Genomic DNA, 26,996 nt, shown 5'->3' on the forward strand with positions numbered 1-26,996 from the left:
CCCGCGGTATCCGGTTCCCAAGGTACGCTGCCTGCGGGCGCTCCGGCCCGCGCGGCAAGGAGATATAATGCCAGCCTCCCGGCCCCCGCGCAAGGGGGAATCGGGGGTTCACATTTCCTACATAATTGGCAATCTCTAGAGGCCTTTTCCTACTATATATAGTGGTTTGCTGCCGCCTGCCCACTAGAAACGACCGTTTGCCGAACGTGACCTGTCCGAAAAATCAAAAACCGCTAATGCCGGCCTCCCCACGCGCGATATCGCATGCCGCCTCTAGCAGCTCATCGCGCTCTTGGATGCTCGGCGCTTCCGCGTAGACGCGAACCACGGGCTTTGTGCGGCTCGGCCTGAGCAGCACCCACGATTCATCCGAGAACTCCAGCTTCAGGCCATCCATATGGCTTACCTGCACTGGCTCCCGTCCGGCCACTGTCTTTGGATTGAGCCCCGGGAGCATCGTACGGAACACATCAATGACTTCCGCTTCTACGCGAAGGTCGCGCCGCGCATAGCAGGTCTTCCCGTATGTCTTGCTAAGATCTTCCGCCAATTGCTCGAGCGTCTTGCCCGATTTCGCCATGAGCTCACATATAAGGAGCGCGGCCAGAAGCCCGTCGCGCTCGAGCATGTGCGAACCGAGCGCGATGCCACCCGCCTCTTCTGCGCCCAGAAGAATGTCGCCCTTGCACATCTCCTTATATATATGTCGGAAGCCAACCGGCTTGACCACAACGCGGCAGTCGTAGTTCCTGGCGACACGCCGCGCCAGCACCGACGAGGAGATGCCAAGCACCACGCGACCACGCTCGCTACGATTAACGAGCAAGTGCTCGAGAAGAAGCGCAATGATCTGGTGCGGCGTAATGAACCGCCCTGCACCATCGACTGCAGCCATCCGGATGCCGTCTCCATCGTTTACCAGCCCAGCATCGGCCCCCACCTCGACCACAGCCTGCTCGCAGTCGTCGACCCAGGGCTCGACGGGCTCTGGATGCATGTCCTCTGCGCCCTCGTCCATCTCGGCGTGGATCTCAACCACATTGATGCCTAAGGCACCCATAACGGCAGGAAGATAGGTTCGAGTTGAACCGTAGAGCGGATCGACCACCACGGTGAGGTGTGCACGGGAGATGGCGTCGCCATCCACAAGCGTGCAGAGGTCGTCGAGATACGGCAGCACGATGTCGCGGCGCTCGATGGGACCGCGCACATCGCTGGGCTCGCCCTCGATGCTCGCCTCGATTTCCTCGGCAAATTCTGCGGACGCGATGCCTCCGTCATCCATATAGAGCTTGATGCCGAGGTAGTCGTAAGGATTATGCGAGCCCGTAACCATGATACCGCCGCACGCGCGGTTATCGTGGGCGACCGTCCACGCGAGCGCCGGAGTTGGCGCAAACCAATCGGAAACCATCGCGGCAAGACCGTACCCCGCAAGCACGCGGCCGACAAGGCAGGCGAAGCGCTCCGCTTCCGGGCGGGCATCGTACGCAACATACACAATAGCCCCCGGAGCGGTGCGCGACCAGACGCGCGCGGCCGCATCGGCTATACGTACGACATTCTCCTCGGTGAAATCCTCGTCGAGACGCGATTTCCATCCATCGCTCTCTATATGTATGATCGCGCTCATGGCGCACGCACTCCCTACGGCTGTGGGTCGAGTCGTTCCGGCAATGCAGGCGGGTAACGTTCCCGCGCACGCACGAACTCATGTATACCCAGCAAACGGCTCTCGGCAATGCGCTATTTCTGCAAGCTCATGGGTTTCATAGAAGCGCGTCGGACATGGCCGCCGTCGTGCGCGGCGTGGCCCCGCAGCAGGCGCCAACCAGATGCGCGCCCGCCTCGCGCCAGCGTATGCAGGCGTTCGCAAAGCTCAGGGGCTCTTCATGCCATGCAAGCGAGCCATCCTCGGCCCGCATCGGGAGGCCCGCATTCGGCCGCACCATGACGGGCGTGCGCGCCGCCCGAACCAGACGAGGCACCGCCGCATCGGCGGCGGAAATGGAGCAACAGTTGACGCCCACCGCATGAGCCCCGTGCTTTTCGGCGAACACAACCGCCCCTTCTATGGTGAGGCCGTCCCCCAAGAGTTCCCCATCCTCGTTGATGGCAAAGCTCACCATGATGGGCATGCCCCCAGCAGCGTCCATGGCACCGGCGAGCGCCGGCTGAAGGTCGCGAATGGAACAAAACGTCTCGAGCATCACCGCGTCCACGCCGGCGGTCAACAGAGCGGTGGCCTGCTCTCGATAGGCCGCGCGCGCCGCCCGGAACTCCGGGGAATCCTCGCGCATCCATTCGATGCCGCAAGGGCCGATCGATCCAACGACCACCTCTCCATGCGCGGCGCGCGCATTATCCACGGCAGCGCGATTGACCTCCGCCGCAGACGGCGCGATACCATCTCGTTCGAGCGCGGGCGCGCTCGCCTGAAAGGTGTTGGTAAGCAGCACCTGGGCACCCGCAGCCTCATAGAGTTGGTGGATGCGCCGAACCGTCTGCGGTTCTGCAAGGTTCCAGAACGCCGGTGGGATATCTTCGGCGCCGGGCTCGCTCATGAGCATGCTGCCCATCGGACCCTGCATGAGAAGAGTCTCGTCCGACAGGCGCCGCATGAGCTCGGCAGCGCCCGCGCGATTGTAGTACTCGGCAGAATCGTTGGCGGCGTCCCGGCTCTGCATGGCCTAGCTCTCCACCGTAACGCCCTGTTGCTCGAGATATGCGAGCCATCGAGACATGGTGTCCTCGGAAAGCGCGTGCTCCATCATGCAGGCCTCGGAATCAGCGCGCTCGAAATCAACCCCCAGCTCCCTCACGAGGAACGTGCGGATAAGCCGATGGCGATACCATACGGCCGTGCCAACCTCACGGCCCTGATCGGTAAGGATGACTTTGCCGTAGTGGGACTGATCGACAAGCCCCTGCGCCTTGAGGGCAGCAACCGCCTTGTTCACCGATGCTTTGGAAACGTTGAGGCGCTTGGCAACGTCAACGGACCGCACGCCGTCTTCGGCTCCCTCTTCCTGCTCGATGCGAACCAGGCATTCCAGATAATCCTCGTTCGCCATCGTCAGGTGCAGCTCGCGCGAGCGCTCGGTGGTATCCATATCTTGCTCCCATCTTGTTGTGTTACTGGCGATTCTACCCCAACCCGTAGCGTACGGGCACCCGCCGCTGCTGCCTAAGCTGCTAGAGTAGAAGAACGGAGATTACCCTTATAACAAGGAGGCATCATGGAAGAATCCGAACGCGCATCGTCAAACGTTCTCGAGCGCTTCCTGCGCTATGTGCAGGTTGACACGCAGTCGAGCGACGAACATGCCGACCAGGTGCCCTCGAGCGCCATTCAGTTCGATCTTGCCCGCCTGCTCGCCGATGAGCTCCGCGGGCTAGGGGCCGAGCAGGTTGCCGTGAGCGAGAACGCCTATGTGACCGCCCGAATCCCTGCCAGCGCCGGAGCGGAAGGACGGCCGGCCCTCGGCCTTATCGCCCATCTCGACACGACGGAGGTCGTCTCGGGCTTTGGCGTAAAGCCGCACATCGTGCACTATGAAGGCGGCAACCTTGTGAGCGGAGTCGTTGACGGCGCCCCCGTGGCGATTGGCCCCGATAAGCTCCCGGCGCTCAACAGCCTGGTTGGCCAGGACCTCGTCTGCTCGGACGGCTCGACGTTGCTCGGAGCCGACGACAAGGCGGGCGTTGCCGAAATCATGGCGCTCGTCGCACGTCTGAGCGCCCACCCCGAGCTGCCGCACCCGGCACTTGGCATCTGCTTCTGCCCCGACGAAGAGATTGGCCATGGCGCCGCGCTCCTCGATATCGAGGGCTTCGGTTGCACCTATGCCTATACCGTCGATGGCGGCCCGATCGGCGAGCTCGAATGGGAGTGCTTCAATGCCGCCGAGGCCACCGTCACGTTCAACGGATATTCAATCCACCCTGGCGACGCCAAGGACCGCATGATCAACGCCTCGAACCTATTCGTCATGTTCCACGACATGCTGCCCGCGCACATGCGTCCCGAGCACACCGAGGGCTACGAGGGCTTCATCCACTTGCTGGGCGTCTCTTCCACGTGCGAGCATGCAACCGCCCGGTACATCGTGCGTGACCATGACCGGAACCTGTTCGAGCAAAAACTCGCGCTGATGCAGCGCGCGGTCGATTTCATCAATGCCGAGCTCGACGAAGAGCGCGTGTCCATCGACATCAAGCAGGAATACCGCAACATGGCGGAAATCGTCTCAGCGTACCCCGAGCTTATCGAGACCGCCCAGGAAGCCTTCGCCGCAGCGGGCGTTGAGCCGCGGGTGCTTCCCATTCGAGGCGGCACCGACGGCGCGCAGCTCTCGTTCCGCGGGCTCCCCTGCCCCAATCTATCCACCGGCGGCTACGCCTTCCACGGGGTCAACGAGTTCATCCCCGTCTCGTCGCTCGAGAAGATGGTCGATGTGCTCGAGGCGCTGGTAAAACGCTTTGCCTAGGGAAACGCCGGCGATCCGCCCTTGACGGACCCGCGGCAGGAGCGGCGGCGTGTGACCGCAACAACATAAACGCCTCAAACGAATGCGGGCGGGTGGAACGATCTTCCACCCGCCCGCTTGCATAAGGCGTTATTCAGAACTCGAAGAACTCGATCCCGACGACTCGCCCGAGCTCTCGTCGTCGCCCGATCCGCCACTTGTCGTCGCGGTACCTCGCGCCCAGTCGGTGTTGCTGTTGTTATACAGGTCGCCAATGGTCGCGGACTCATCGCCGCCCGAGCCCATGGTCTGCGGCCCCTCGGGATCCTCGCCGGCATCCACACGGGCCATCATCTCTTCGAGGGCGTCCTCGTATACGAACACGTAGCTTTGGCCGTTGATGTAGGTATCCTCGCCTGCCCAAGACGGGATGTTCGCGGAGTACATATCGTTGACGTCCATGCCGCGCATCGCGTTCACGAGCGAGATGATGTCAGAAACCGAAAGCGACGTATGAACCATGTCGGCGAGTGACTCGACGAGCGAGGGGATCGTCGCGATATCGAGGTTGTTCAAGATCTTGTCGGCGAGCGCGCCCAGGACCATGCGCTGGTGGCGCATACGGGTGTAGTCGCCGTCGGCGAACTGATGGCGCGCGCGGCAGAAGGTGAGCGCGGCCTCGCCGTCCATGTGCTGCTGCCCCGCCTCGATGGTCACTGGCCCGGCCTCGGGATCGTCGACCTCGTCGCCCTCGGGCACGTAGATATCGATACCGCCCACGGCATCCACGAGCGCCTTCATGCCATCGAAGTTAATCTCGGCATATTGCGAGATCTCGACGCCGCAGAGCTCGTTGACGGCCTGAACCATCTCTTCGGCACCGCTGCCGTCGTCGGAGGCGCCGTAGGTGAAGACCGCATTGATCTTCATGGTGGAGCCCTTGTACTCAACCTTGGTGTCGCGCGGCACCGAGATAAGCGTAACCTGCTTGCCCGTGGGGTCGATGCGCGCCAGGATAATCGAGTCGGTACGGTACGCGGTCTCGCCGGGGCGACCGTCGGTACCAAGCAAGAGCATGTAGAACGGCTCGCGGGCAACGTCGGAATCCGCCAGCACGGCGCGCAGCTCGTCGGTGATGATGCCGGCGTCGTTCAGGCGCGAGACGATGCTGTTGAACCAGATCGCCGTGGCCGTGCCTGCTGTGATCAGCATGACGAGCAGGCTGCACACGATGCTGCGACGGATGATGCGGCCGCGACGGCGCTTGCGAGCGCGCTCGGAATAACGTCCAACGTTCTCGCGGCTATAGATGCGGCTCGCCGTGCTCGACGATGTTCGCCTTGACTGCTGAACGGCTTTCTTTCGACGCAAACCCATGCAACTACCTGCCTAATCCTCGATCGGGTCGGGTATAGAAGCACGTTCAACCTGCGCCCCCAGTCCCGTCAGCTTATCAACGAACCGCTCATAGCCGCGATTGATGTGGTGGATAGCCGAAACATCGGTCTCGCCCTCCGCCACAAGACCAGCGAGCACAAGCGCCGCGCCGCCGCGGAGGTCGGGCGAAACCACCTGCGCTCCCGAAAGGCGCTCCACGCCATGGATGATGGCGTGATGGCTCTCGATGCGAATATTGGCACCCATGCGCACCAGCTCGGATGCGAACATGAAGCGGTTTTCGAAAATGTTCTCCGTGATGATGGAGTTGCCATCGGCAAGCGCAGAAAGCACCATGACCTGGGCCTGCATATCGGTCGGGAATCCCGGGAAGGGCAGCGTCTGGATATCGACGGGGCGCAGATGCTCGGCTCGCCACACCCGAACGCCACCGTTTACGCGCTCGTAGCTCACACCCATGAGCTCGAGTTTTTTAAGCACCATGCCGAGGTGCTGCGGGTTGAAGCCGGTAACGGCAACACCGCGGTCGCCCGCCGCCAGAGCGCCGGCCACGATGAACGTGCCCGCCTCGATGCGGTCGCCGATCACCTGGTGCACGACGGGATGGAGCTCCTCGACGCCCTCGACTGTGACAACCGGCGTACCGGCACCGCTCACCTTGGCACCCATCTCGTTGAGCATGTTGGCAAGATCGACGATCTCGGGCTCGCGAGCAGCGTTATCAATCGTCGTGGTGCCCTGGGCGCGCACCGCCGCCATGATGAGGTTTTCCGTTGCACCAACGCTCGCGAACTCGAGCGAGACCATGGTTCCGGTAAGGCCCTCGGGCGCATTGGCATGAATGTAACCGTGATCGGTGTCAAACTGCACGCCGAGCGCTTCGAGGCCGAGGATGTGCATGTCGATCTTGCGCGCACCGAGATTGCAGCCGCCAGGCATAGCGATCTTCGCGCGGTTGAAGCGCCCGAGAAGCGGGCCCATGACCGCCGTTGAGGCGCGCATCTTGGCGACGAGCTCGTATGGGGCCTCCCAGCTATCGACCGCCGATGTGTCGATGATGAGGGTGTGCTCGTCCGCGACCTCGATGGTGGCGCCCAACCCCTTGAGCACCTTACCCATCACATGAACATCAGAGATGTTGGGCACGTTGGTGAGCGTCGTGGTGCCCGGCGCCAAAAGCGTTGCAGCCATAAGTTTGAGCGCTGAGTTTTTAGCACCCGAGACATGCACGTCACCTTCGATGGCGTGTCCGCCATGAACGCGAATGATATTCACGTGCCACTCCTTCACGACCATGCCCGAAGCGATACGTTCGCCTCGGGCATGATGCAATCGATATCACAAAGCGGTGCGATGTGCTCTATTGTGAAAGCAAGAGCTTGCACCATGCGATTTCATTATAGAGATAGGCACGGCGTGCATCATCTTCTGACAAGATGCTCAATTGTTCTTCAAAACCTTGAAGTTGAGCTTGAACTTCATCCTTGTTGATCGAAGCCATATCCTCGGCGCGTTCCGCCAGCACGATCACCTCGTCGTCGGCAATCTGCGCATAGCCTCCATCCACCGCGAACGTGCGGCTCACCTCGCCCATCCTCTGGTCGCACACGCGCACGTACCCAGACTTGATCGTGCAGATCTCGCTCGCATGGTGCGGGAGGATGCCCAGCTCACCATCGGTTGAAGGCAGGGCAACAAAGGCCGCCTCGCCTTCGTAAGCGCTATGCTCGGGGCACACAATACGGACGTGCATTACGCGCTCGCCTTCATCTTCTCGGCGCGCTCACGCACGTCGTCAATCGTTCCGGCATAGCGGAACGCCTGCTCGGGAAGGTCGTCGCACTCGCCATCAACGATGGCGGCAAAGCTGCGCACGGTATCCTCGACACGAATGTACACACCGGGATTACCGGTGAACTTCTCGGCAACGTGGAACGATTGCGAGAGGAACTGCTGAAGCTTGCGAGCGCGGTCGACGGTGAGGCGCTGCTCCTCCGAAAGCTCATCCATGCCGAGGATGGCGATGATGTCCTGGAGGTCGGAGTACTCCTGCAAGATCTCCTGCACCTTTACCGCAACACGATAGTGCTCCTCGCCCACGATGCTCGGATCGAGCGCGTCGGAAGAGGACGCCAAGGGATCGATGGCCGGGTAGAGGCCGAGTGAAGCGATGTTACGCGAGAGAACCGTCTGCGCGTCGAGGTGCGTGAAGGTCGTTGCGGGCGCCGGGTCGGTAAGGTCGTCGGCGGGCACGTAGACCGCCTGCACCGAGGTGATGGAGCCGGTCTTGGTCGAGGTGATGCGCTCCTGAAGGTCTCCCATCTCGGTTGCGAGCGTAGGCTGGTAGCCCACGGCAGAGGGCATGCGGCCGAGCAGGGCCGAAACCTCGGAACCCGCCTGGGAGAAACGGAAGATGTTGTCGATGAACAGCAGCACGTCCTGCCCGCGATCGCGGAAGTACTCGGCTGCGGTAAGGCCAGCGAGGCCCACGCGCAAGCGGGCTCCCGGGGGCTCGTTCATCTGGCCGTACACGAGGCACGTCTTGTCGATAACACCCGATTCGGTCATCTCGAGGTAGAGGTCCGTACCCTCACGCGTGCGCTCGCCCACGCCCGTGAACACGGACGTACCGTTGTGCTCCTGCGCAAGGTTGTTGATGAGCTCCTGGATGAGAACCGTTTTGCCCACGCCGGCACCGCCGAAGAGGCCCGTTTTGCCGCCTCGGATGTAGGGCTCGAGCAGGTCGACCGCCTTGATGCCGGTCTCGAAGATCTCCGTTTGGGTGGTGAGCTCATCGAAGTGCGGCGCGGGGTGATGGATGGGATAGTAATCCTCCACCTCGGGCATGGGCTTGCCGTCCACCGGCTGACCCAGCACGTTCCACACGCGGCCGAGCGTCTGCGGACCGACGGGCATCTTCATGGGCTCACCGGTGTCGTGGGCGATAAGGCCGCGCTGCAAACCGTCGGTCGAGGTCATGGCAACACAGCGGGCAACGCCGCCGGGAAGCTGGCTCTCCACCTCGAGAATCGTGCTCACGTGCCCCATGGGCGTCGTGGCCTCGACGGTAAGTGCGTTGTAGATGCCGGGCACCTGGGCGGGGAACTGAACGTCCACGACAGCGCCGATGATGCGCACGATGCGCCCCTCACCCGCTGAATGGACGCGCCCGGCCTCCTCGATGGCCGACTTCACGCTGGTATCTATCATTGCTCCTCCAATGCTGAGGCACCGCCCACGATCTCGTTGATCTCGGTGGTGATGGATGCCTGGCGCACGCGGTTGTACGTGCGCGTCAACGTCGCCACGATGGCGGTTGCGTTCTCCGTGGCAGAGTGCATGGCCTTGCGGCGCGCACCCTGCTCGGCAGCGGCCGAATCGATGAGCGCCTGGTGGATAACCGTCAAGATATAGCTCGGAACAAGCTCACCGAGAACATGCTCGGCCGACGGCACGAACTTGAACGAGGAGGACACGCGGCTCGGGCCCTCGGTATCGTTCTTGCGCGGACCGTGCGCCATGGCGACGGCCTCGGGGTCGAGCGGCAGCAGGTGCTCCACGCGCAGGTCTTGGTCAACGCGATTGCGCGCATGGTGGTACACGAGATCCACGCGATCGAGCTCTCCCGCCGCATACGCGCGGCAAACATAACTCGAAATCATGCGCGCGTCCTCGAGGTTCGGCTCCGCCGAGTTGCCCTCGAAGTGCATCACCAAGTTGTCGTGGTGATGGAAGTACTCGGTCGCTTTGCGGCCGCAGGCGATGACCTCCGCCTTGGCGCCCGCGCGCTCCCAGCCTCCCATGATCTTCTCGGCGGCGCGGGCTGCGCCCACGTTGAAGCCGCCGGCAAGACCGCGGTCGGACGAGACCACGATCACCAGGCCCCGCTGCACCTCATCGCGCCGTTTGAGCATGGGGTTGTTACCCGCGACCTCGGCATCTTGCGCAACGGTGAGCATCACGTCGGTAAGCGCGGCCTTGTAGGGCTCGGCCTGCATCGCGCGATCGAGCGCGCGACGGATCTTGGCCGTAGAGACCATCTCCATCGTGCGCGTGATCTGCTCGGTGCTCTGCACCGACGAGATGCGCTTCCTGATGTCGCGAAGGTTTGCCATGAGGTTACGACTCCTCTGCCGCGACGTCCGCAGCGGGCGCGTCGGCGGCGTGCTTCGAGGTGTACTGCGCCTTGAAGTCGCGCAGCGTCTGATCGAGCCGGTCCTTGAGGTCTCCCTCGATCTTCTGGGTGCGCAGACGCGCCATGAGCGGACCGAACGAATTGCGCATCTGCTCGAGGAGCTCGTCGCGGAAGGGAAGCACCTGCGAGATGGGAAGGTCGTCGAGGTACCCCTCGTTACCGGCGTAGAGTGCCACAATCTGCTCGGCAACGTCGAAAGGCTTGAAGCGCGGCTGCTTGAGAAGCTCCGTCATGCGCGAACCATGCGTGAGCTGCTTCTGGGTCGTCGCATCGAGGTCGCTACCAAACTGCGCAAATCCCTGGAGCTCCTGGTAGGAGGCCAGGTCCAAACGCAGGTTGCCCGCAACCTGCTTCATCGCCTTGGTTTGGGCGGCACCGCCCACGCGGCTCACCGAGATGCCCACGTCCACTGCCGGGCGCTGCCCCTGGAAGAACAGGTCGCTCTGCAGGTAGATCTGGCCATCGGTGATGGAGATCACGTTGGTGGGAATGTAGGCGGAAACGTCGCCGTCCTGCGTCTCGATGATCGGGAGGGCTGTCATGGAGCCGCTGCCGTGCTCCTCGGAGAGCTTGCAGGCACGCTCCAGCAGGCGAGAATGCAGGTAGAAGATGTCGCCGGGATAGGCCTCGCGTCCCGGCGGACGGCGAAGCGTGAGCGACATCTGACGGTAGGCGACAGCCTGCTTGGAAAGGTCGTCATAGATCACGAGCACGTGGCCGCCGGGGTTCTCGGCAGATGCCGGCTTGCCGTCCTTGCCGTTGTACATGAAGAACTCGCCGATGGCAGCGCCCGCCATGGGTGCGATGTACTGCAACGGCGCGGAATCGGCCGCCGTAGCGGAAACGATCACCGTGTAATCGAGCGCATGACGGCGCGAAAGGGTCTCGCGGATGTTGGCGACCGTGGAAGCCTTCTGGCCGATCGCCACGTAAATACAGATAACGCCCTTACCGCGCTGGTTCAGGATGGCATCGATGGCGATGGCGGTCTTACCCGTCTTGCGGTCGCCGATGATGAGCTCGCGCTGGCCTCGGCCGATCGGAATCATGGAGTCCACGGCGAGGAGACCCGTTTGCAGCGGCTCGCACACCGGCGTGCGGTCGATAACGCCCGGAGCCTTGAACTCGATGGGGCGCCGATGCGTGGTGCGGATGTCGCCCAAGCCGTCGATGGGCTCGCCGAGCGGGTTGACTACGCGGCCGAGCATGCTGCGGCCAACGGGAATGTCCATGACACGGCCGGTCGTGCGGCATTCGTCGCCCTCGACGATGAGTGCGGTCTCGCCGAAGAGCACGGCGCCGACCTCGTCGCGGTCGAGGTTCTGGGCGAGACCGTAAACCGTCTCCCCCGTATCGGAGCTCTTGAATTCCAGGAGCTCGCCCGCCATGGCGTTTCGCAGGCCCGAGACGCGAGCGATACCATCGCCCACCTCGTCAACCTGGGAGACCTCCTGGGTATCCACGACGGCGCTCAGGGTGTCGAGCCTTCCCGCCAGGATGCGCGCGATACTCTGCGCGTCGATGGTCTCAGACATGTGCGGTTTCACCTCCATGCGTTGTGTGTCCGTGTGCGGTGTGAACGGTCGAGAGCGTCTCGTGCGCGGCACGGAGCTGCGTCTTGACCGAGATGTCGCGGCGCTGGCCGCGCGCCTCGAGCACGATACCGCCGATGATCGACGGGTCCACCTGCTCGATGAGGAAGACCTCCTGGCCGAAATCGCGCTGCAGGCGCTCGCGAACCTGGGCGCGCAGGTCGTCGTCGAGCGGCACCGCCGTCGTCACCGTGACGCCCACGATGTCGTCGTCTTCCTCGGTCATGGCATGGTAGACCTCGGCCACCTGCGGCAGCAGATCGAGCTGCCCGCGCTCCACGAGCGCACTCAGCACAGCGAGCACTTCGGGGCTCGTAGAGCTGAGCACCTCCAGATCGCGCAGATTCTCGAAGACGCGCCCCTCGGTCTTGCCCGCTTCGAGCAGAGACCGCGCATACGTCTCGAGGACCTTCATCTCCCTGCGGCTAGTTGGCATTCAGGCTACCCGCTTCCTTGATGTAGCTCTCGATGAGGCGACGCTGCTCGCCATCCTCGTCGAGGGCCTTCTCGACGATCTTGGACGCCACGGAAACCGAGAGGTCCGCAATCGAGGCCGCAGCCTCGGCGTAGAGCGCGTGGCGCTCGTCCTCGGCCGTACGTTGCGCCTTGGCGATGATGCCCTCGGCCTCCTTGTGGGCCGCAGCGATGATGCGCTGGCGCTCGGCCTCGGCATCCTGGCGTGCGGCAAGCACGATGTCGGCTGCCTGGCGGCGGGCGTCGGTAAGAAGGTCGTCGGAAGCCTTGCGGTCCTCGAGGGCCTTCTGCTTGGTTTTCTCGGCCTCATCGAGGCTCTCCTCGATACGGCGAGAACGCTCGTCCATCATGCCGAGAACCTTGGGCCACGCCACCTTGGCGAGCGCGATCCAGATGATGATGAAGGCGATGAGCGCCGGCACGAATTCCGCCATCTTGGGGATGAGGATGTCGGCACCGCCCGCCTCTTCAGCAAACGCCGAGGCAGGAGCCACGAGGGCGGCAAGCGCCACCACGGCTGCCGAACCGGCGCATCGGTTGAACAATTTCATAATCGACTCCTTACGGAACACGACGAGGCTCCCCTAGGAGATGAGCGTGACGACGAAGCCGATGAGGCCAAGCGCCTCGGTGAACGCGGATGCCAGGATGAAGACGGTGAACGCGCGACCCTGGACCTCGGGCTGGCGCGCCATGGCGCTCGTCGCACCGAACGCTGCAAGGCCAATGGCCAGGCCAGCACCGATAACACCGAGACCGTAACCGATAACTCCCACGATTCCTCCTTTGACGTGCGCCTTCTCGGCGCAGGATACCCAAACTATCTTGACAGGGCGAAGATCGCCCGAGTCACCTTGATGCGATGCCGCGAGAGCTAGTGCCCCTCGGCCTCGGCGATCTGAATGTACACGGCGGCGAGCACGGTAAAGACATATGCCTGAACGAACGCAACGATAAGCTCGACCGCGTAGATGATGAGCAAGATGGCAACCCAGGCCAGGCTCGGAAGCGCGCCGAGCGCGTTCATGGCGCTCACCTGCTCGAGCAGCGGCTGGGCAAAAAGCGACGCCATGATGGCAAAGGACCCCATGACGATGTGCCCGGCGAACATATTGCAGAACAGACGGATGGCGAGCGTGATGGGGCGGAGCAGCAGCGAGAAGACCTCGATGACCCATACGAACACGTTCATGGGGAAGGCCACTCCCGCCGGAGCAAGGCTCTTGAGATACCCGATCACACCGTGCTTCTTGCAGCCGAAATACACGAAGTAGATAAAGGTCACGAGGGCGAGGGCCGCCGTGCAGCCGATCGCGCCCGTACCCGGCTTCATGCCAGGGATGAGACCGATGAAGTTGTTGATGAGGATGAAGAAGAAGATCGTGGCAAGGAACGGAAAGTGCTTGCGCCATTCGGTGCCCACGACGCCCTTGGCGACATCGTTTTCAACATATTCAACTAAATACTCGACGCCGTTGACGAACAGGCCCTTGGGAACAAGCGTCTGCTTCTTCACGAACGCGAAGACCACGACCAAAAGCACGATGGCCGAGACGAGAAGCCAGAACGAGTATTGCGTTATGCCCGCACCTAGATCGCCGACGACAGGGGCCGAGGAGAACTCTGAGACGAGTTCGTTGATCGCCTCGGGCAGCTTGGAAAACGCATCCAAGGATGTCACCTTCCCTATCTACCGGCCCCACGGCCGGATTCCGCATCAATCCTTCTTGAGCATCAGCGCGATGGCCACCGCGAGCCAGCACAAGAAGAACCCGATAATCTCGCCGGCTGCGAACCCGACGAGCACCGGACGTGCCAAAAGGTACGTCACGATAACGCCCAGGAACAGCACGAGGAACGACGCGAAGACTCCCATGAACCCCACGGTCATGTTCGCCTCGCGCTGCCTGCGCAGCACCGGGACGAGCGCGACGAGCAGGGGAGCGAATGCCAGAAGGCCTACGACCACCCCCGCCACGATGCTCGGGATATGATGTGCATAATCAAACTCGAACATCGCGCTCCTCCCGCAATCGACCAGCGCCTGAGGCGCGTGCTGATGCACGAGCGTCGAGCGCTTATTATAGATACCCGTTTCTAGAATTCAAGCGAAGTGTGGCGGTTTGGTGTCCCGGTACATACACCCGGCCGAACTCTTAGAAAAACGGATAACACACCTGTTCAGAGTACCATTTTATACATGGTGTTCCTAGCCGTTGCCGGCCGCATGCGCATTCGGCCGGCAAGAACCTTACCCATTGAAGACAAAGGCGCTGCAGACGGCCCATCGCCCGCAGCGCCCTTGCCTAAACACCCCTCAACCATTCGTTGGATTTGAGGAGGATCGCATGCTACAGCGTGCCGAAGATGCGGTCGCCGGCATCGCCCAAACCGGGCACGATGTAGGCGCTTTCGTTGAGGCCCTCGTCGACGGCGCAGGCGAAGATCTTTACGCTCGGATCGGCATCCTGGACCGCCTTGATACCCTCGGGCGCAGCGACGATGCAGAGCAGGCGGATGTCACTCACGCCCTGCTTGCGCAGGTACTCGAGCGCTGCCGTGGCAGAGCCGCCCGTGGCGAGCATGGGATCGACGAGCAGGCAGATGCGCTCGTCAACATCCTGGGGAAGCTTGCAGTAGTACTCATGCGGCTCGTGCGTGACCTCGTCGCGATACATGCCGATGTGGCCCACGCGCGCGGCGGGAATGAGCTCGAGCAGGCCATCGACCATGCCGAGGCCAGCGCGCAGGATGGGCACGATGGCGAGCTTGCGGCCCGCGAGCTGCTTGCAGGTGGCCTCGCGAATGGGAGTTGCTACCTGCACGTCCTCGAGCGGAAGGTCGCGCGTGGCTTCATAGCCCTCGAAGACGGCAAGCTCCGAGACAAGGTCGCGGAACTGCTTGGTACCGGTTTTCTCGTCGCGAAGAATCGAGAGCTTATGCTGCACGAGCGGATGATCGACAACGGTGACGCGCGCGGGGTCGTAGGAAACGGACATCGCTACGCCTCCTCGGTGTCGAGCGCCATGATCTTCTCGACGCGGCGCTCATGGCGGCCGCCTTCAAACTCCGTGGCAAGGAACGTCTTCACGATCTGCTTGTTGACCTCAAGATCAACGAACCGCCCCGAGAGGCACACCACGTTGCCGTTGTTGTGCTGGCGGAAGAGCTCGGCGAACGCCGGGGAGGTGATCGACGACGCGCGCACGCCGGACACCTTATCTGCAGCGACGGCCATGCCGATGCCCGTGCCGCAAATGAGCACGCCGAAATCTGCATCGCCCGAAGAAACCGCCTGGGCAACCTTAACGGCATAGTCCGGGTAATCGACGGAATCGCCCGTATCTGGGCCGAAATCCGTAACATCACAGGACAGCTCGGTTGCCATGAAGTCCGCGAGCGCGCCCTTCTGATCGAAGCCGCCGTGGTCGGATGCAATCGCTACGCGCATTGCTGCTCCTTTCGCAATGGTTTCGCGCGATGTGTTCGCGCCCCAACCACTTTACTACATTCGCCCCGTTGCAACCTGCGCGCGCCCCGCAACAGCCATAACCACCTCACGCAGCCTGCGCGCACCTTCCGCAACGCGCGTCCCGAATCAGTACCTTTTGCTCGGATTGAAAAAGAACCGGCTTACCCGGCTTCGCGTGACCTGCGGCTTCCTTGCAGCGCAGGCACTCTCAGCCCAGCTCCTCGCGAAAAAGGTACTGATTTGAAGCCTAAAAGCGCTACGTCCATTTCCCTATATAGGCAATACATATAAATAGGCAATACATATAAAACGAGCTTTACAACATGTATTTCAGATATTGTTTGCTAAAATCCATGTTATACTAAGCGTTTGGAGGTTTGATATGCAGCAGCAAGACACCTATATCGAACGGCCCCAGCTCCTCCACGCAATAACGGAGCATCAAAACACCCCCGATATAAAGGTGATCACCGGTGTACGCCGCTGTGGCAAGTCAACGGCAATGGCCATGCTTGCCGACGAGCTGCGCCGTCAGGGGGTTCCAAGCACCAATATCTTCTACAAACGCTTCGACGCATTCGATATTCCGCTTGATTACCGGGCAGAAGACCTCTTTTCAGAGCTCACGACGGCTTCCCAAGAACTGGATAGCGGCTCTTACTGGTATGTGCTCCTCGACGAGATACAAGATGTTAATGGTTGGGAGCGGGTCGTTCGACGCCTCCATACGCGCCCAAACACTGACGTCTACCTGACCGGGTCCAATGCTCGCCTGCTCTCGAGCGACCTTTCAACATACCTAACCGGTAGATACGTTGAGATTAACGCGTTTCCGCTCTCATTGAACGAATATCGCGCGTTTGCCCGAGCATACGACACGCAAAGCAACATGACCGAAGAACAGCCCAAAAGCCTCGATGAGCATCTAGCAGACTACCTGCTCTTTGGAGGCATGCCCGGCATCTTCAGCCTTGCCGAACGCAATCCACGCACCGTCGAAAGCGAGCTGCACGGTATCTATCAATCAATCCTGTATAAAGATGTTGCACAGCGTTTTTCCATTCGCGACCTTGAGGGTCTCGACCGGCTCGCGCGATTCACGTTCCTGAACGCGGGGTCGCTTTTTTCGATTCGCAGCGTTGCCAATGCGCTCAAAAGCGCCGGTCACTCCGCATCAGAGACCGCAGTAGCAAATATGCTTAAGGCTCTTGAGCAGGCGTTTCTTGTCTACCCTGCAGAACAGGCAGGCATTCAGGGTAAGGAGGTTCTACGCCCGCAGCGTAAATACTACCCGGTTGATTTGGGATTTCTTGGGCTTGCAAGCGCGTTCTCTGGCAGAAACCTTGGTGTGCGCCTTGAATGTGCGGTGGCACTCGAACTCCTACGGCGGGGATACCGCATCTCTGTGGGCACCGGGCCGACAAGCGAAATCGACTTCATGGCGTTAGATCCGAGCACATCGGAAAGGCTCTACATCCAGGTAAGCGCCAACATCGGCGATGAACATACAAGGGAGCGAGAGCTCCGACCTCTTAAGAGGCTCACCGATTCATTCCCCAGGCTGCTCATTACCCTCGACCACTACACGGAGGAAACCACGCCGGAAGGAATACGTATCGTTCATGCCGCATCCTGGCTAACGGGTGCCCACCAGAACAGACGATGACGCGCGCACCGGGCACAACTCACTCGGGCCCTGGCTCCGTTTATCGAACAACTTCATGATATGCCCTATGGAATCGTGCAATAGCTATTGCACGATTTGGAGTCCACCCTTCGCGCACGGCGATATCTATGCGCTAGATTCTATTACGCGCGCATGCTGCGGGCGCGGGCAACGGCATCGTGCCAGCCAGCAAGATTGCGGGCGCGGTCTTCCTCGTTCATCTGGGGCATGAAGCGCTTTGCATAGTCGTGGTTCTGGCGCAGTTCCTCGTGATCCTCCCAGTAGCCAACCGCCAAGCCGGCAAGATAGGCAGCGCCGAGAGCGGTCGTCTCGACCGACTCCGTTTGGTCGACGGGGATTCCCAGCAAGTCCGCCTGAAACTGCATGATGAACTCGTTCCGCGAAGCGCCGCCGTCGACCGAAAGGCTGTCGAGGCGCGAGCCGGCATCGGCCTCCATGGCGCGAAGCACATCGTGGCTCTGGTATGCCATGGACTCGCAAGCAGCGCGAACGAGCGACGAACGGTCCGAGGCTCCGGTGAGCCCACAGATGAGCCCGCGTGCGCCCGCGTCCCACCAGGGAGCACCAAGGCCGCTGAACGCAGGAACCAGATAGCAGCCGCCGTTATCGGGACGCGAGAGCGCAATCCCCTCGGTCTCCTTTGCACTGCCGATGATCTGCAGCTTGTCGCGCAGCCATTGAATCACCGAACCCGCATGGAAGATCGATCCTTCGAGGGCATAGCTCACCTTGCCCTGCTCTGCGATGCCGATGGTTGCCACGAGCCCGTTCTTAGACTCCACCACGGTGTCGCCCGTGTTCATGAGCATGAAGCACCCGGTCCCGTAGGTGTTCTTAGCCTGCCCCGGCTCGAAGCAGCAGTGCCCGAAAAGCGAAGCCTGCTGGTCGCCCGCGACACCCATAATGCGAGGCCGGTGCGTCATGATATCGGTCGAGACGCGACCGAACTCCCCCGAGCTCCAGCGAACCTCGGGCAGCATGCGGCGCGGGATGTTCAGGAGCTCGAGCAGCTCGTCGTCCCAATCGAGCGTGTGGATATTGAAGAGCATCGTGCGGCTTGCGTTCGTGTAATCCGTCGCGAACACCAATCCGCCCGTGAGGTTGAAAATGAGCCACGAGTCGATGGTGCCGAAGAGCAGCTGCCCGGATTCGGCAAGCTCTCGCGCTCCGCTCACGTTGTCCAGAATCCACGCGACCTTGGTGGCCGAGAAGTAGGCGTCTGGGGTGAGCCCGGTCTTGGCGCGAATCATATCCTCGCATCCCTCGTCAACGAGGCGCTGAGCGAGCGGTGCGGTGCGGCGGCACTGCCAACCGATGGCGTTGTAGATGGGCTGTCCGCTATCCCGGTCCCAGACCACCGTGGTTTCGCGCTGGTTGGTGATGCCGATCGCCTCGATGCCATCCGAGTGGATGCCGCTCTTGAACTGCACTTCCATCATGACGGCGATCTGCGAGGCAAGGATCTCGGTTGGGTCTTGCTCCACCCATCCCGGATGCGGGTACGTCGTTTTAATCGAACGAGACGCCTGGGCCACGATGCATCCGTATGCGTCGACGATCATGGCACGCACCGATGTCGTGCCGCTGTCGATCGCCATGATGTATGAGCTGCCTGTTGAATACTGCTGATCAACAAGACCGAGGTCTTTGAGTGAAAGCGCCATGATGAACCTACTTCTCTTGCGCGCTATAAGCCCGGGCGGTCGAGGCGACGCGCGCGATGGCTTCCTTTGAGATGGCTCCCTGTCGAATGATGACGGGCTCGCCGCCGATGCAGGAGACGATGGTCGACGCATCGCGGCAGGGTGTCTCGCCCGCATCGAGCGCAACATCAACACCGTCGAGCACCGATGGCTCCACGTCGCCGAAGGTAACGGGAGCAGGGGCGCCATGCGTGTTCGCGCTCGTCGTGGCAAGGGGGCAGCCGCACGCCTTGATAAGGGCTGCAACGACAGGAGACGCAGAACAGCGCAGGGCGACCGTGCCATCCGCCGCCTGCATGTACACCGGCACGTTTTCTCGGGCATGCACGATGAGGGTGAGCGCCCCGGGCCAGAAGGCCTCCGCAAGCGCCCGGGTTATGGGATCGACCCCATAGCCGTACCGATCGAGCGCATCGACTCCGCCCACGAGCCAGGGAACCGTTTGCGTAAGCTCACGGTGCTTGACGGAAAAGATGCGACGATACCCACTGCCAGACGGCGGAACCGGAGCGCCGTTCACGCTCGGTCGCTCGTCCTCTTCCGAAGGGAGGCCTTCCTGGCCGTTCCGGCATGCGTCATGTTCATTCAGGGCATCGACTAAATCCTGGGCAAGCGGCGCTACGGCCACCCCAAGGCCATACACGGTCTCGGTAGGGATGAGAGCGAGCCCACCCTCCCGCAGCACCTGTGCCGCGCGCACGATGCCCTCATCATGCTGCTCCGGCGTTGTACCCGACACCTTCAATACCCTCTGCATGCCCTCGACTACGTCTCCCCCGATGGATTGGCCTCCGCGTGCGCGGCGTCGTTGTATTCTCTCATGGCCTTGCGAGCATCGCAGCGGCAGCGCGCCAGAAGGTCGCAAACGGGGCAATCCGGTCGACAGAAGGAACAAAGTGTGTCGGCTCTGTGTGGCACGCGGGAGAGTCTGACAGGGGGCCCGACATGTTACAACCCAAGCCATTCGCTCCTACGGGCGAAGCAGCATCCTCCACGGTACCGGGCGCAGGCACACGGTATTGCGCTTCCCCCTACAGAAGAGGCGGCATCTCCGCAAATACGAAGCGCGGCCGGCGCGTGAGGTCTTCAATCGCGCGAACGTTAACCATTCCCGCACCACGACACAATGCGGCGGCATCCTCCACAGCACCCTCAAAGAGCTCGCAGGCGAACAATCCGCCCGGCTTGAGCACAGCCGGCGCCGCATCGAGAAGCCTCCGGAATATGGCGAGGCCGTCAGGCCCACCATCGAGCGCAAGATGCGGCTCGTAGTCTTTTACCTCGTGCGGAAGACCGCCCATCACGGCAGTTGGAATGTACGGGGGGTTCGACACGAGCACGTCGAAGGTGCCGCGCTCGGATTCCTCAACCGGGCAAATCAGGTCGCCGAAACGAATATCCACCGCATCCGGAGCGAGCCCGCAACGTTCCCGGTTCCGGAGCGCAAGGTCGATGGCTGGCCGGCTGATATCCGTCGCCACGCATGCAACGCGCCCACGGCGCTCCAGGGCGAGCGAGAGCGAGACGCACCCCGTTCCGCACCCGACTTCGAGCACGCGCGCAGAGACCGGAGGCTCTGCACCCTCCTGAACCTCATGCGCCTCGCAAGCGGAATCATCAGAAGAATCGGGGCCCTCTCCCGCAACCGCGCTGCCCGTAGCCGCCTCACCGGCATCAACCGCCGCGGCGGTCTCGTGCCCATCGCCATACTGGGACAGCGTTTCATCTGAACGCTCCGCCTCCCGCGCGGCGGCAGCTTCCACCTGGCGAGCAACCTCAGCCTGGCGGACAGCCTCCACAGATGCATTCCAAGGAAGCTCGACGCGGTGCCGCTCGATTTCCTGGTGGCCAATCACCCGCTCGTCAAGGTGGGTCAAAACCAGATCGACCAAGAACTCCGTTTCCGGGCGCGGGATGAGCACCTCGGGCGCGCAGAGTATGCTGTGACCCCGAAACGACGTCTCCCCGGTAATGTACTGCAGAGGCTCGCCATCGGCGCGGCGCTTTACCCCCGCACGCATAATCGTTCGCTCTTCGGGGGAAAGCGGCCTGTCGAAATGCGTGTATAGGTCAATGCGCTCCAAGCCCGTCGCGGCGCATAGCAGCCATTCAGCCGAGAGCCTCGGATGATCCTGCCCCCTCCGCTTGAGGTAGCCCATGGTCCAATCGAGGCAATCCCTGACCGTCCAGACCTTCTCTTCCACTTCAGGCATAGCTCGCTCCCATCCTCGTCTCTTTGCACGCACATCCGTCAAAGCCGCCCCCCCCACACGGGTATCGAGCGGTCCGCGACCCGATGCCCTAAGACTACCGGGAGGGTCTGTCGCGTATCCTGCAAGAAGCCGATAACAATCCGGCTTAAAACCCGCTGAACCTTAACGCCGCAAAAACGCCCCTGCTCCGGCAGGCGAATCATGCACCACGCGCGCAATGCTCCGTCGCGCAAACCCCGTCGCTCAACACGACAACTCCACAGCCTCAATCTGCAACATGCCGTGTGTGCCCGGAACACATCGACCATGGCGCAACGCGCAAGGAAATGCCCCGGCATGAAAAACGGGCCCGCCATACCCTGACGAGCCCGCTATCAAACGAATTAGACCGCCTCGGCGAGCTTCTCCGCACGATCGGCGGCGGCGAGTGCCTCGATCACACCGGAAAGCCCGTCTCCCAGCAACACTGCGTTGTAGGTGCTGTTAAAGCCGATGCGGTGATCGGTCACGCGGTCCTGGGGCTGGTTATAGGTGCGGATCTTCTCCGAGCGGTTGCCGTGGCCAATCTGGCTCTGGCGCTCGGCACCCAGCTCGGCCTGCTGCTTCTCGAGCTCCATCTCGTACAGGCGGGCGCGAAGCATCTGCATGCAGACCTCGCGGTTCTGGATCTGCGAGCGCTGCTCCTGCGACTGCACCACGGTATTGGTGGGCAGGTGGGTGATGCGCACGGCCGAATACGTGGTGTTCACGCACTGGCCGCCGGGGCCGGACGCGCAATACGTATCGATGCGCAGGTCGGACTGGTCGATATGAATGTCGATCTCGTCCGCCTCGGGAAGCACCGCGACCGTCGCCGTCGAAGTCTGGATGCGGCCCTGGCTCTCGGTCTTGGGAACGCGCTGCACGCGGTGCACGCCGCTCTCGTACTTCATGACGGAGTAGACCTTATCGCCCGAAACCTTGAACTCGATCGACTTGAAGCCGCCCGCATCGCTCGGGCTCGAATCGAGCACCTCGAGCTTCCAGCCCTGCGACTCGCAGAAGCGCTGGTACATCTTGAAGAGGTCGCCCGCAAAAATGGCTGCCTCGTCACCGCCGGCAGCGGAGCGAATCTCCACGATGGTATTCTTCTCGTCGTTCGGGTCGCCCGGGATGAGCATGAACTTGATGTCTTCCTCAAGCTGCGGAAGCTTAGCCTCGTTGGCGGCGATGTCCTCCTGGAGCATGGCCTTCTCGTCAGCGTCCGAGGTCTCGCGCTGCATTTCCTTGGCGGCCTCGATATCGTCGAGCGCGCTCAGGTACTCCCGGGCAGCGGCCACGAGCTGCGCCTGGTGCGCATGCTCCTTGGCCAAACGCATGTATTCCTTTTGATCTGCCACGACCGAGGGGTCGGAGAGCTTCTTTTCGAGCTCCTCATAGGCAGCGATGAGTTTTTCGAGCTTGTCGCGCATGATGGTTCCTTTGCGTTTTGGAAGTGGACGCCCGAGAATGATATCCAGGGCGCAGGGCCATACAGAAGGGCACCGCAGCGCCTGCGGCACGCAGTGAATCATGAGCCCAGCTAGAGCATATCGAACCGAAGATACATGCGCTTCCTTTCTTCCGGCACCTAATCATACCCAGAGCGCCAAAAAGGGCAAGCGGCAGCTGCGTATCCTGCAGAAAAGACACGGCATCACCGTGGCGCCCAGTGAGCTTCAACTTGGCGATGACGCCGCAGTCGAATGGCATCCGGGCTCAGAATTTGTTGAGGCTGCACCGTATGAGGCCAGGGCTGCGGAGGCACCGCGCGCACGTGTACGGCTTGGCACTTGGCGGATCCATCGTTCCCAAATGATGGAAACAGAACGGGGCGTCCGCGCGCGGCCCCGGCCCCATGACATAATACTGGTCGACCACAAGCAAGAAGGACGGAATCATGGCGCAGCAGTCTTCACATCGCCCACGCTCTGCACGGGGAGGCAAGCCCGCACGGCGCGGGAAGGACCACCGGGGAACGTCGGCGTCTGCCGGCAGCGGGCGGCGGTCGGCGGGTTCCCCTGCCGGCAGCGCTCGGCAGGCGGCCGGCCGCTCCGCCAGCGCCGCCTCCGCCAGCGCCGCCTCCGGCGCAGCCCACCCCGCTGGTGCCGCCTCCGGTTCAGGCCGCTCCGCCGGCACCACCTCAGACGCAGCGCCGTCGCGCCGCAAGCTCAAGGATTCCGCCGGCCCCTGCCCCATCATGCGCGCATGCGGCGGGTGCGCGTGGCTTGGCATACCCTACCGAAAGCAGCTTATCCGCAAGCAGGAAGCCATGGAAGAGCTCTTCCGTCCGCTCATTGAGCGCATGGGATGGGACGCCGCGATCGAGGCCACCTGCGGCATGGGAAGCAAAGCGGGAGACCCGGGCAAAGCCCCCGTGCCGCGCGCGTTTCGCTATAAGGCGGCCACGCCCTTTGCACCCGGGCCCGCAGGCGCGGTGCGCTCAGGGTTCTTCGCCCGTGGAACACATACCATCGTTCCCGCTCCAAGCTGCGCCGTCGAAGCCCCGGGAGCGCGGCACATCCTCAACGAGGTCGCCCGAGTCGCCGAGCGCCTGGGCATACCCGCATACGACGAAGATGCGCGGCAGGGTGTGCTGCGCTATGCAGTACTGCGCATGGGCTGGCGCACCGATGAAGCCATGCTCACCATCGTCACCGCACGCCGCGAGGTGCCCCACATCGAAGACCTCGCACGCGAGCTTTCCAGCATCGACCCTCGCATCGTATGCGTGGCCCAGAATATCAACGGGCGCGAAGGCAACGCCATCCTGGGCCGCGAGACTCGGGTGCTGTGGGGCGCACCCCACATGAAAGATGAGCTACTTGACTGCACGTTCGCCATCTCGCCCACCGCGTTCTATCAAACGAACCCCCAACAGACCGAGGTCTTATACCGCCTCGCCATCGAAGGCATGGCGCTCGAGGCGGGTGACGTGCTACTTGATGCATATTGCGGAAGCGGAACGATCGGTCTTTGCGCTGCGCGCGACGCGGCCCGCGCGGGCAAGGCGATCAAACTCATCGGCGTGGAGAAGAACCCGGCGGGCATCGTCGACGCCCGCCTCAACGCCGAACTCAACGGCCTCGGCCCGGATGAGGCCTCCTTCATGGCAACCGACGCTACCGAGTTCCTGCGCGACGCGGCTCGCAGCGGCACGCACGTCGATGTCGTCGCGCTCGACCCTCCACGGGCCGGCTCAACGCCAGCGTTCCTCACAGCGGCTGCGGAGCTTGGACCGCGGCGCATCGTCTATATCAGCTGCAATCCCACGACGCAGGTGCGTGATCTGGAGATACTCGGGCAACAGGGCTACCGGCTCTGCCGCCTCACGCCTGTGGACATGTTCCCGCACACCGAGCACACGGAAACCGTCGCGGTTCTCGAACGCTCCTAGCGCGCTTTGTGACCAAGAGGGGCGAGCATCTCAAACGGATCACCAATAAATCGTCTCACCTAAACGGGTGCCCCATCCGCGCAGGTAGCCCGCTTAGCTTAAAGTCAGATCGTCCGCCTCGATGGTATACATCCAGCTGATGTAGACGCTCGGATAGTGTCCGCACAAGATGCGCGTGGGATCGATATGCCGTGCGCACGCCTGGGCAACAGAGGCAATCCCTCCCGGGGTAACCAGCTCGTCGACCGAGCCAACCTCGGCGCCAACCTCACCCACCACCGACCGCACGGCCTGAGCCGCCTCGGGGTCATAGGGGTCCTCCCCGCCGGTAAGCTCGGTGTAGGCGCTGCTCATCGATGAAAACTGGGTATCGAACCCCTCCTCGCCCATCGCAGGCAAGTTCATGTCGACCCCGTAGCGCGCGTACCCCCAAGACGCCAGAGGGAGCGCGGGCATAAGGTCCGCCGGATTCGCGATATTGAAGATGTTACCGTAGCGCGCGGCGTGGGCGTGGGCACTCGTGGTACATCCGGGCGACGCGAAGGTGTACCCTGCAACAGCATCGCCCGCCGCCAGCTCGAGCCCATCCCGGGGCTGGGCGCCCTCTGCCAGCGCAGCAAGTTCGTCGTCCGCCTGGGCGGCAACGAGGTTCGCGATCGCCCCGCCGCGACTGTGCCCAACGAGCAACAGGGTCACCTGGTCTCCGCGCCTATGGCTTTCGCGCACCCAGGGAGCGACCGCCTGGCTTACCTCGCTCGCTGCCTCTACATACCCGGAGTGGTCGTACCGCGTCTCTTGATCCTCGGAAAGGGCTGCCTCGCCTTCGGGAGAAACGCCCTCGATTTTTAGGTTGCTCAGCCATTCCGATCCATAGCTGCCACGCACCGAGACAAGGATGACCGAGCGGGTGGACCCGTCCGCTCCCGTTACGCGCTTGCGCGCCAGAGTGTAGGCGACAGTATCTTCTCGCTGCGTCACCAGATTGAGCATCTGGTCCATCACCTCGCTGCGATACTCGTACGAGGCTGTCGAAACCTCGTCGAAGCCCAGCTCGGCCAGGGCGTTCTCCATATACGGCGGCGTTTGATAGCTTTCTTGGTAATGAGAAGATTCGGAATACGCCAGAGCAGCGAGAACCGACGAGGTCCTTGCGAGGTCGTGGTTGTAGGTGCGCATGTCGCCGGAGAACCAGCCGTCATCCCAGACAACCGGCGACACCGTCTCGCGACCGGGCGCGTCGATGCAGGTATAGGTGATGCTCTTGGTAAAGCGCCCCGTCGCGGGAAGCTCCTCGCCATAGGCAACCGCGGAGCTTTGCGGCGAACCCGCTCCCCCGGCGTTTCGGCGGTTCTGCTCGTAGCGACAGAGCATCATGAACACAAAGCTCAGAGCCATGATGGCGAGCACGAGCAGCACCACGAACGGCAGGCGGCTCAACCCCGCCCGTACCGCAGACACCATATGACACCGCCCGAGCGCCATGATCTACCCTTCGCGAGCAACAAGATTCCGCAGGTCGCAGATGCCTGCATCGGCAAGTGCGGTAAGCATTGAGGCGCGATCGCGGTTCATGATGAGCTCCCTCGGGAAATGAATCTCCTCGAGCATGGCGCTCACCTGGGGATATTTGCCGATATCCGAGGCGATGTGAGCATCGCTGGAAACCGATATGCCCACGCCGAGCTCCGCGCAGCGCTCGGCTATGCGGCGGCAGGCATCGTGCGTGTCGCCCTTGTGATCGCCCTCGAGGCTGTGCTCGTTGACCTCGATGAGCTTATGGCGTTCCTTCGCAACGGTGAGCACCTCATCAACATCGAATGGCACGCCGGAACGCCCCGTATGCCCCAGTACCAGCACCTTCGGCTGCTCAAGCGCTCGAATGTACATGCCGGTCGTCTGTGCCCCGGAGACATCTTCGGTGAACCGCGTATCGTGAACGCTCGCCACGAGATAATCGAGATTGCTCGTTACGCGCTCGAACAGGCTCTTGTCCTGCTTGTACGGCCTGCCGGTGATGCTTGCCGGACAGGCGATATCTTGACCGAACAGCCCGCCCTCAAGCGAGACGATATCGACCTCCGCAGCGCGCAGGAGCACGACCCCGTCCCAAACGCGCGGCCACACGGTCTGGTTCACGAAGTATTGGAAGTTGCGGATGTGCTGCTCGGGAAAGAGCATGCAGCTGAAGTGGTCGGCAGACCCCAAGAGCTCGAGCCCTGCGGCGCGCGCCGCCGCGACGTTCTCCGCAATGGTCGAATATGCATGCCGAGAGAACATCGTATGGGTATGAATATCCGATTTGATCTCGTATGTCATGAGATGCTCCTTAAATGCGAACCATCTGCAACAAGCGCGATTCCGGCGCACCGCAGCCGTTG

25 protein-coding genes are annotated in these 26,996 nt (G+C 62.2%); 3 read left to right on the top strand and 22 right to left on the bottom strand.

All coding sequences use genetic code 11. From position 1 onward, the window contains the following. Nucleotides 1-223: 223 nt before the first annotated feature. The 3 genes from GJE22_RS00005 to GJE22_RS00015 all read right to left on the bottom strand — a co-directional run bounded on the left by GJE22_RS00005 (nucleotide 224) and on the right by GJE22_RS00015 (nucleotide 3,113). Nucleotides 224-1,633: a phosphohexomutase domain-containing protein gene (locus GJE22_RS00005; protein WP_144687603.1), complete on the bottom strand. Its 1,410-nt coding sequence runs from the start codon at nucleotides 1,631-1,633 to the stop codon at nucleotides 224-226. 136 nt (nucleotides 1,634-1,769) lie between these two features. Beyond that, nucleotides 1,770-2,687, bottom strand: coding sequence for a homocysteine S-methyltransferase family protein (locus tag GJE22_RS00010; RefSeq protein ID WP_144687601.1), 918 nt, complete (start codon nucleotides 2,685-2,687; stop codon nucleotides 1,770-1,772). A 3-nt stretch (nucleotides 2,688-2,690) separates the two neighbouring features. After that, nucleotides 2,691-3,113, bottom strand: a complete 423-nt coding sequence (locus GJE22_RS00015) for a metal-dependent transcriptional regulator (protein WP_019127342.1) — start codon at nucleotides 3,111-3,113, stop codon at nucleotides 2,691-2,693. Between the two features lie 126 nt (nucleotides 3,114-3,239). On the opposite strand from GJE22_RS00015, the gene pepT reads away from it, so the two are divergent. Beyond that, nucleotides 3,240-4,490: a peptidase T gene (gene pepT / locus GJE22_RS00020; RefSeq protein ID WP_144687598.1), complete on the top strand. Its 1,251-nt coding sequence runs from the start codon at nucleotides 3,240-3,242 to the stop codon at nucleotides 4,488-4,490. A gap of 129 nt (nucleotides 4,491-4,619) precedes the next feature. Here the strand turns inward: pepT and GJE22_RS00025 are convergent, their stop codons facing one another. The 13 genes from GJE22_RS00025 to rpiB form a co-directional block, all read right to left on the bottom strand. After that, nucleotides 4,620-5,846 (bottom strand): LCP family protein, encoded by a 1,227-nt coding sequence (locus GJE22_RS00025; protein ID WP_144687596.1) that lies wholly within the window; start codon nucleotides 5,844-5,846, stop codon nucleotides 4,620-4,622. Between the two features lie 12 nt (nucleotides 5,847-5,858). Next, entirely contained in the window at nucleotides 5,859-7,142 is a 1,284-nt protein-coding gene (gene murA / locus GJE22_RS00030; RefSeq protein WP_144687594.1) for a UDP-N-acetylglucosamine 1-carboxyvinyltransferase, read from the bottom strand. An 85-nt stretch (nucleotides 7,143-7,227) separates the two neighbouring features. Beyond that, nucleotides 7,228-7,620, bottom strand: a complete 393-nt coding sequence (gene atpC / locus GJE22_RS00035; protein WP_144687592.1) for an ATP synthase F1 subunit epsilon — start codon at nucleotides 7,618-7,620, stop codon at nucleotides 7,228-7,230. Continuing rightward, nucleotides 7,620-9,077: a F0F1 ATP synthase subunit beta gene (gene atpD / locus GJE22_RS00040; RefSeq protein ID WP_144687590.1), complete on the bottom strand. Its 1,458-nt coding sequence runs from the start codon at nucleotides 9,075-9,077 to the stop codon at nucleotides 7,620-7,622. The genes atpC and atpD overlap by 1 nt, the downstream gene beginning before the upstream one ends. Then, a complete protein-coding gene (gene atpG, locus GJE22_RS00045; RefSeq protein WP_144687588.1) occupies nucleotides 9,074-9,982 on the bottom strand; it encodes an ATP synthase F1 subunit gamma in 909 nt (302 codons plus the stop codon). Before atpG ends, atpD begins: the two co-directional genes overlap by 4 nt. Nucleotides 9,983-9,986: 4 nt before the next feature. Next, nucleotides 9,987-11,597, bottom strand: coding sequence for a F0F1 ATP synthase subunit alpha (atpA, locus tag GJE22_RS00050; RefSeq protein WP_144687586.1), 1,611 nt, complete (start codon nucleotides 11,595-11,597; stop codon nucleotides 9,987-9,989). Then, nucleotides 11,590-12,069, bottom strand: coding sequence for a F0F1 ATP synthase subunit delta (locus GJE22_RS00055; protein ID WP_144687661.1), 480 nt, complete (start codon nucleotides 12,067-12,069; stop codon nucleotides 11,590-11,592). Before GJE22_RS00055 ends, atpA begins: the two co-directional genes overlap by 8 nt. A gap of 10 nt (nucleotides 12,070-12,079) precedes the next feature. Beyond that, on the bottom strand, nucleotides 12,080-12,679 hold the full coding sequence (atpF, locus tag GJE22_RS00060) for a F0F1 ATP synthase subunit B (protein ID WP_144687584.1): 600 nt from the start codon (nucleotides 12,677-12,679) through the stop codon (nucleotides 12,080-12,082). A 33-nt stretch (nucleotides 12,680-12,712) separates the two neighbouring features. Further along, nucleotides 12,713-12,904, bottom strand: coding sequence for an ATP synthase F0 subunit C (locus GJE22_RS00065; RefSeq protein ID WP_019127352.1), 192 nt, complete (start codon nucleotides 12,902-12,904; stop codon nucleotides 12,713-12,715). A 98-nt stretch (nucleotides 12,905-13,002) separates the two neighbouring features. Continuing rightward, nucleotides 13,003-13,800 carry a F0F1 ATP synthase subunit A gene (gene atpB / locus GJE22_RS00070; RefSeq protein WP_144687582.1) on the bottom strand — a complete coding sequence of 266 codons (798 nt, stop codon included), beginning with the start codon at nucleotides 13,798-13,800 and terminating at the stop codon, nucleotides 13,003-13,005. 45 nt (nucleotides 13,801-13,845) lie between these two features. Continuing rightward, nucleotides 13,846-14,145: a hypothetical protein gene (locus GJE22_RS00075; RefSeq protein ID WP_144687580.1), complete on the bottom strand. Its 300-nt coding sequence runs from the start codon at nucleotides 14,143-14,145 to the stop codon at nucleotides 13,846-13,848. Between the two features lie 334 nt (nucleotides 14,146-14,479). After that, nucleotides 14,480-15,127 carry a uracil phosphoribosyltransferase gene (gene upp, locus GJE22_RS00080; protein WP_144687578.1) on the bottom strand — a complete coding sequence of 216 codons (648 nt, stop codon included), beginning with the start codon at nucleotides 15,125-15,127 and terminating at the stop codon, nucleotides 14,480-14,482. Nucleotides 15,128-15,129: 2 nt separating this feature from the next. Continuing rightward, nucleotides 15,130-15,579, bottom strand: coding sequence for a ribose 5-phosphate isomerase B (gene rpiB, locus GJE22_RS00085; protein WP_144687576.1), 450 nt, complete (start codon nucleotides 15,577-15,579; stop codon nucleotides 15,130-15,132). 403 nt (nucleotides 15,580-15,982) lie between these two features. On the opposite strand from rpiB, the gene GJE22_RS00090 reads away from it, so the two are divergent. Next, nucleotides 15,983-17,266: an ATP-binding protein gene (locus GJE22_RS00090; RefSeq protein WP_144687574.1), complete on the top strand. Its 1,284-nt coding sequence runs from the start codon at nucleotides 15,983-15,985 to the stop codon at nucleotides 17,264-17,266. A 143-nt stretch (nucleotides 17,267-17,409) separates the two neighbouring features. On the opposite strand, the gene glpK is transcribed toward GJE22_RS00090, so the two are convergent. The 4 genes from glpK to prfA all read right to left on the bottom strand — a co-directional run bounded on the left by glpK (nucleotide 17,410) and on the right by prfA (nucleotide 22,654). Beyond that, nucleotides 17,410-18,951, bottom strand: coding sequence for a glycerol kinase GlpK (glpK, locus tag GJE22_RS00095; protein WP_144687571.1), 1,542 nt, complete (start codon nucleotides 18,949-18,951; stop codon nucleotides 17,410-17,412). Nucleotides 18,952-18,958: 7 nt separating this feature from the next. Beyond that, on the bottom strand, nucleotides 18,959-19,747 hold the full coding sequence (locus GJE22_RS00100) for an L-threonylcarbamoyladenylate synthase (RefSeq protein WP_144687568.1): 789 nt from the start codon (nucleotides 19,745-19,747) through the stop codon (nucleotides 18,959-18,961). Nucleotides 19,748-20,021: 274 nt separating this feature from the next. Then, on the bottom strand, nucleotides 20,022-21,203 hold the full coding sequence (locus tag GJE22_RS00105; RefSeq protein ID WP_144687566.1) for a N5-glutamine methyltransferase family protein: 1,182 nt from the start codon (nucleotides 21,201-21,203) through the stop codon (nucleotides 20,022-20,024). 383 nt (nucleotides 21,204-21,586) lie between these two features. Beyond that, a complete protein-coding gene (gene prfA / locus GJE22_RS00110; protein WP_144687564.1) occupies nucleotides 21,587-22,654 on the bottom strand; it encodes a peptide chain release factor 1 in 1,068 nt (355 codons plus the stop codon). Between the two features lie 767 nt (nucleotides 22,655-23,421). On the opposite strand from prfA, the gene rlmD reads away from it, so the two are divergent. Continuing rightward, nucleotides 23,422-24,618, top strand: a complete 1,197-nt coding sequence (gene rlmD / locus GJE22_RS00115) for a 23S rRNA (uracil(1939)-C(5))-methyltransferase RlmD (RefSeq protein WP_235895751.1) — start codon at nucleotides 23,422-23,424, stop codon at nucleotides 24,616-24,618. Between the two features lie 93 nt (nucleotides 24,619-24,711). On the opposite strand, the gene GJE22_RS00120 is transcribed toward rlmD, so the two are convergent. Together GJE22_RS00120 and GJE22_RS00125 are read right to left on the bottom strand one after the other, a co-directional pair. After that, on the bottom strand, nucleotides 24,712-26,100 hold the full coding sequence (locus GJE22_RS00120; protein WP_144687560.1) for a lipase family protein: 1,389 nt from the start codon (nucleotides 26,098-26,100) through the stop codon (nucleotides 24,712-24,714). 3 nt (nucleotides 26,101-26,103) lie between these two features. Then, a complete protein-coding gene (locus tag GJE22_RS00125) occupies nucleotides 26,104-26,934 on the bottom strand; it encodes a PHP domain-containing protein (RefSeq protein WP_019127375.1) in 831 nt (276 codons plus the stop codon). Between the last annotated feature and the right edge of the window lie 62 nt (nucleotides 26,935-26,996).

The sequence above is a fragment of the Enorma shizhengliae genome, from assembly GCF_009676995.1.
GTDB classification, from domain to species: Bacteria; Actinomycetota; Coriobacteriia; order Coriobacteriales; family Coriobacteriaceae; genus Enorma; species Enorma massiliensis.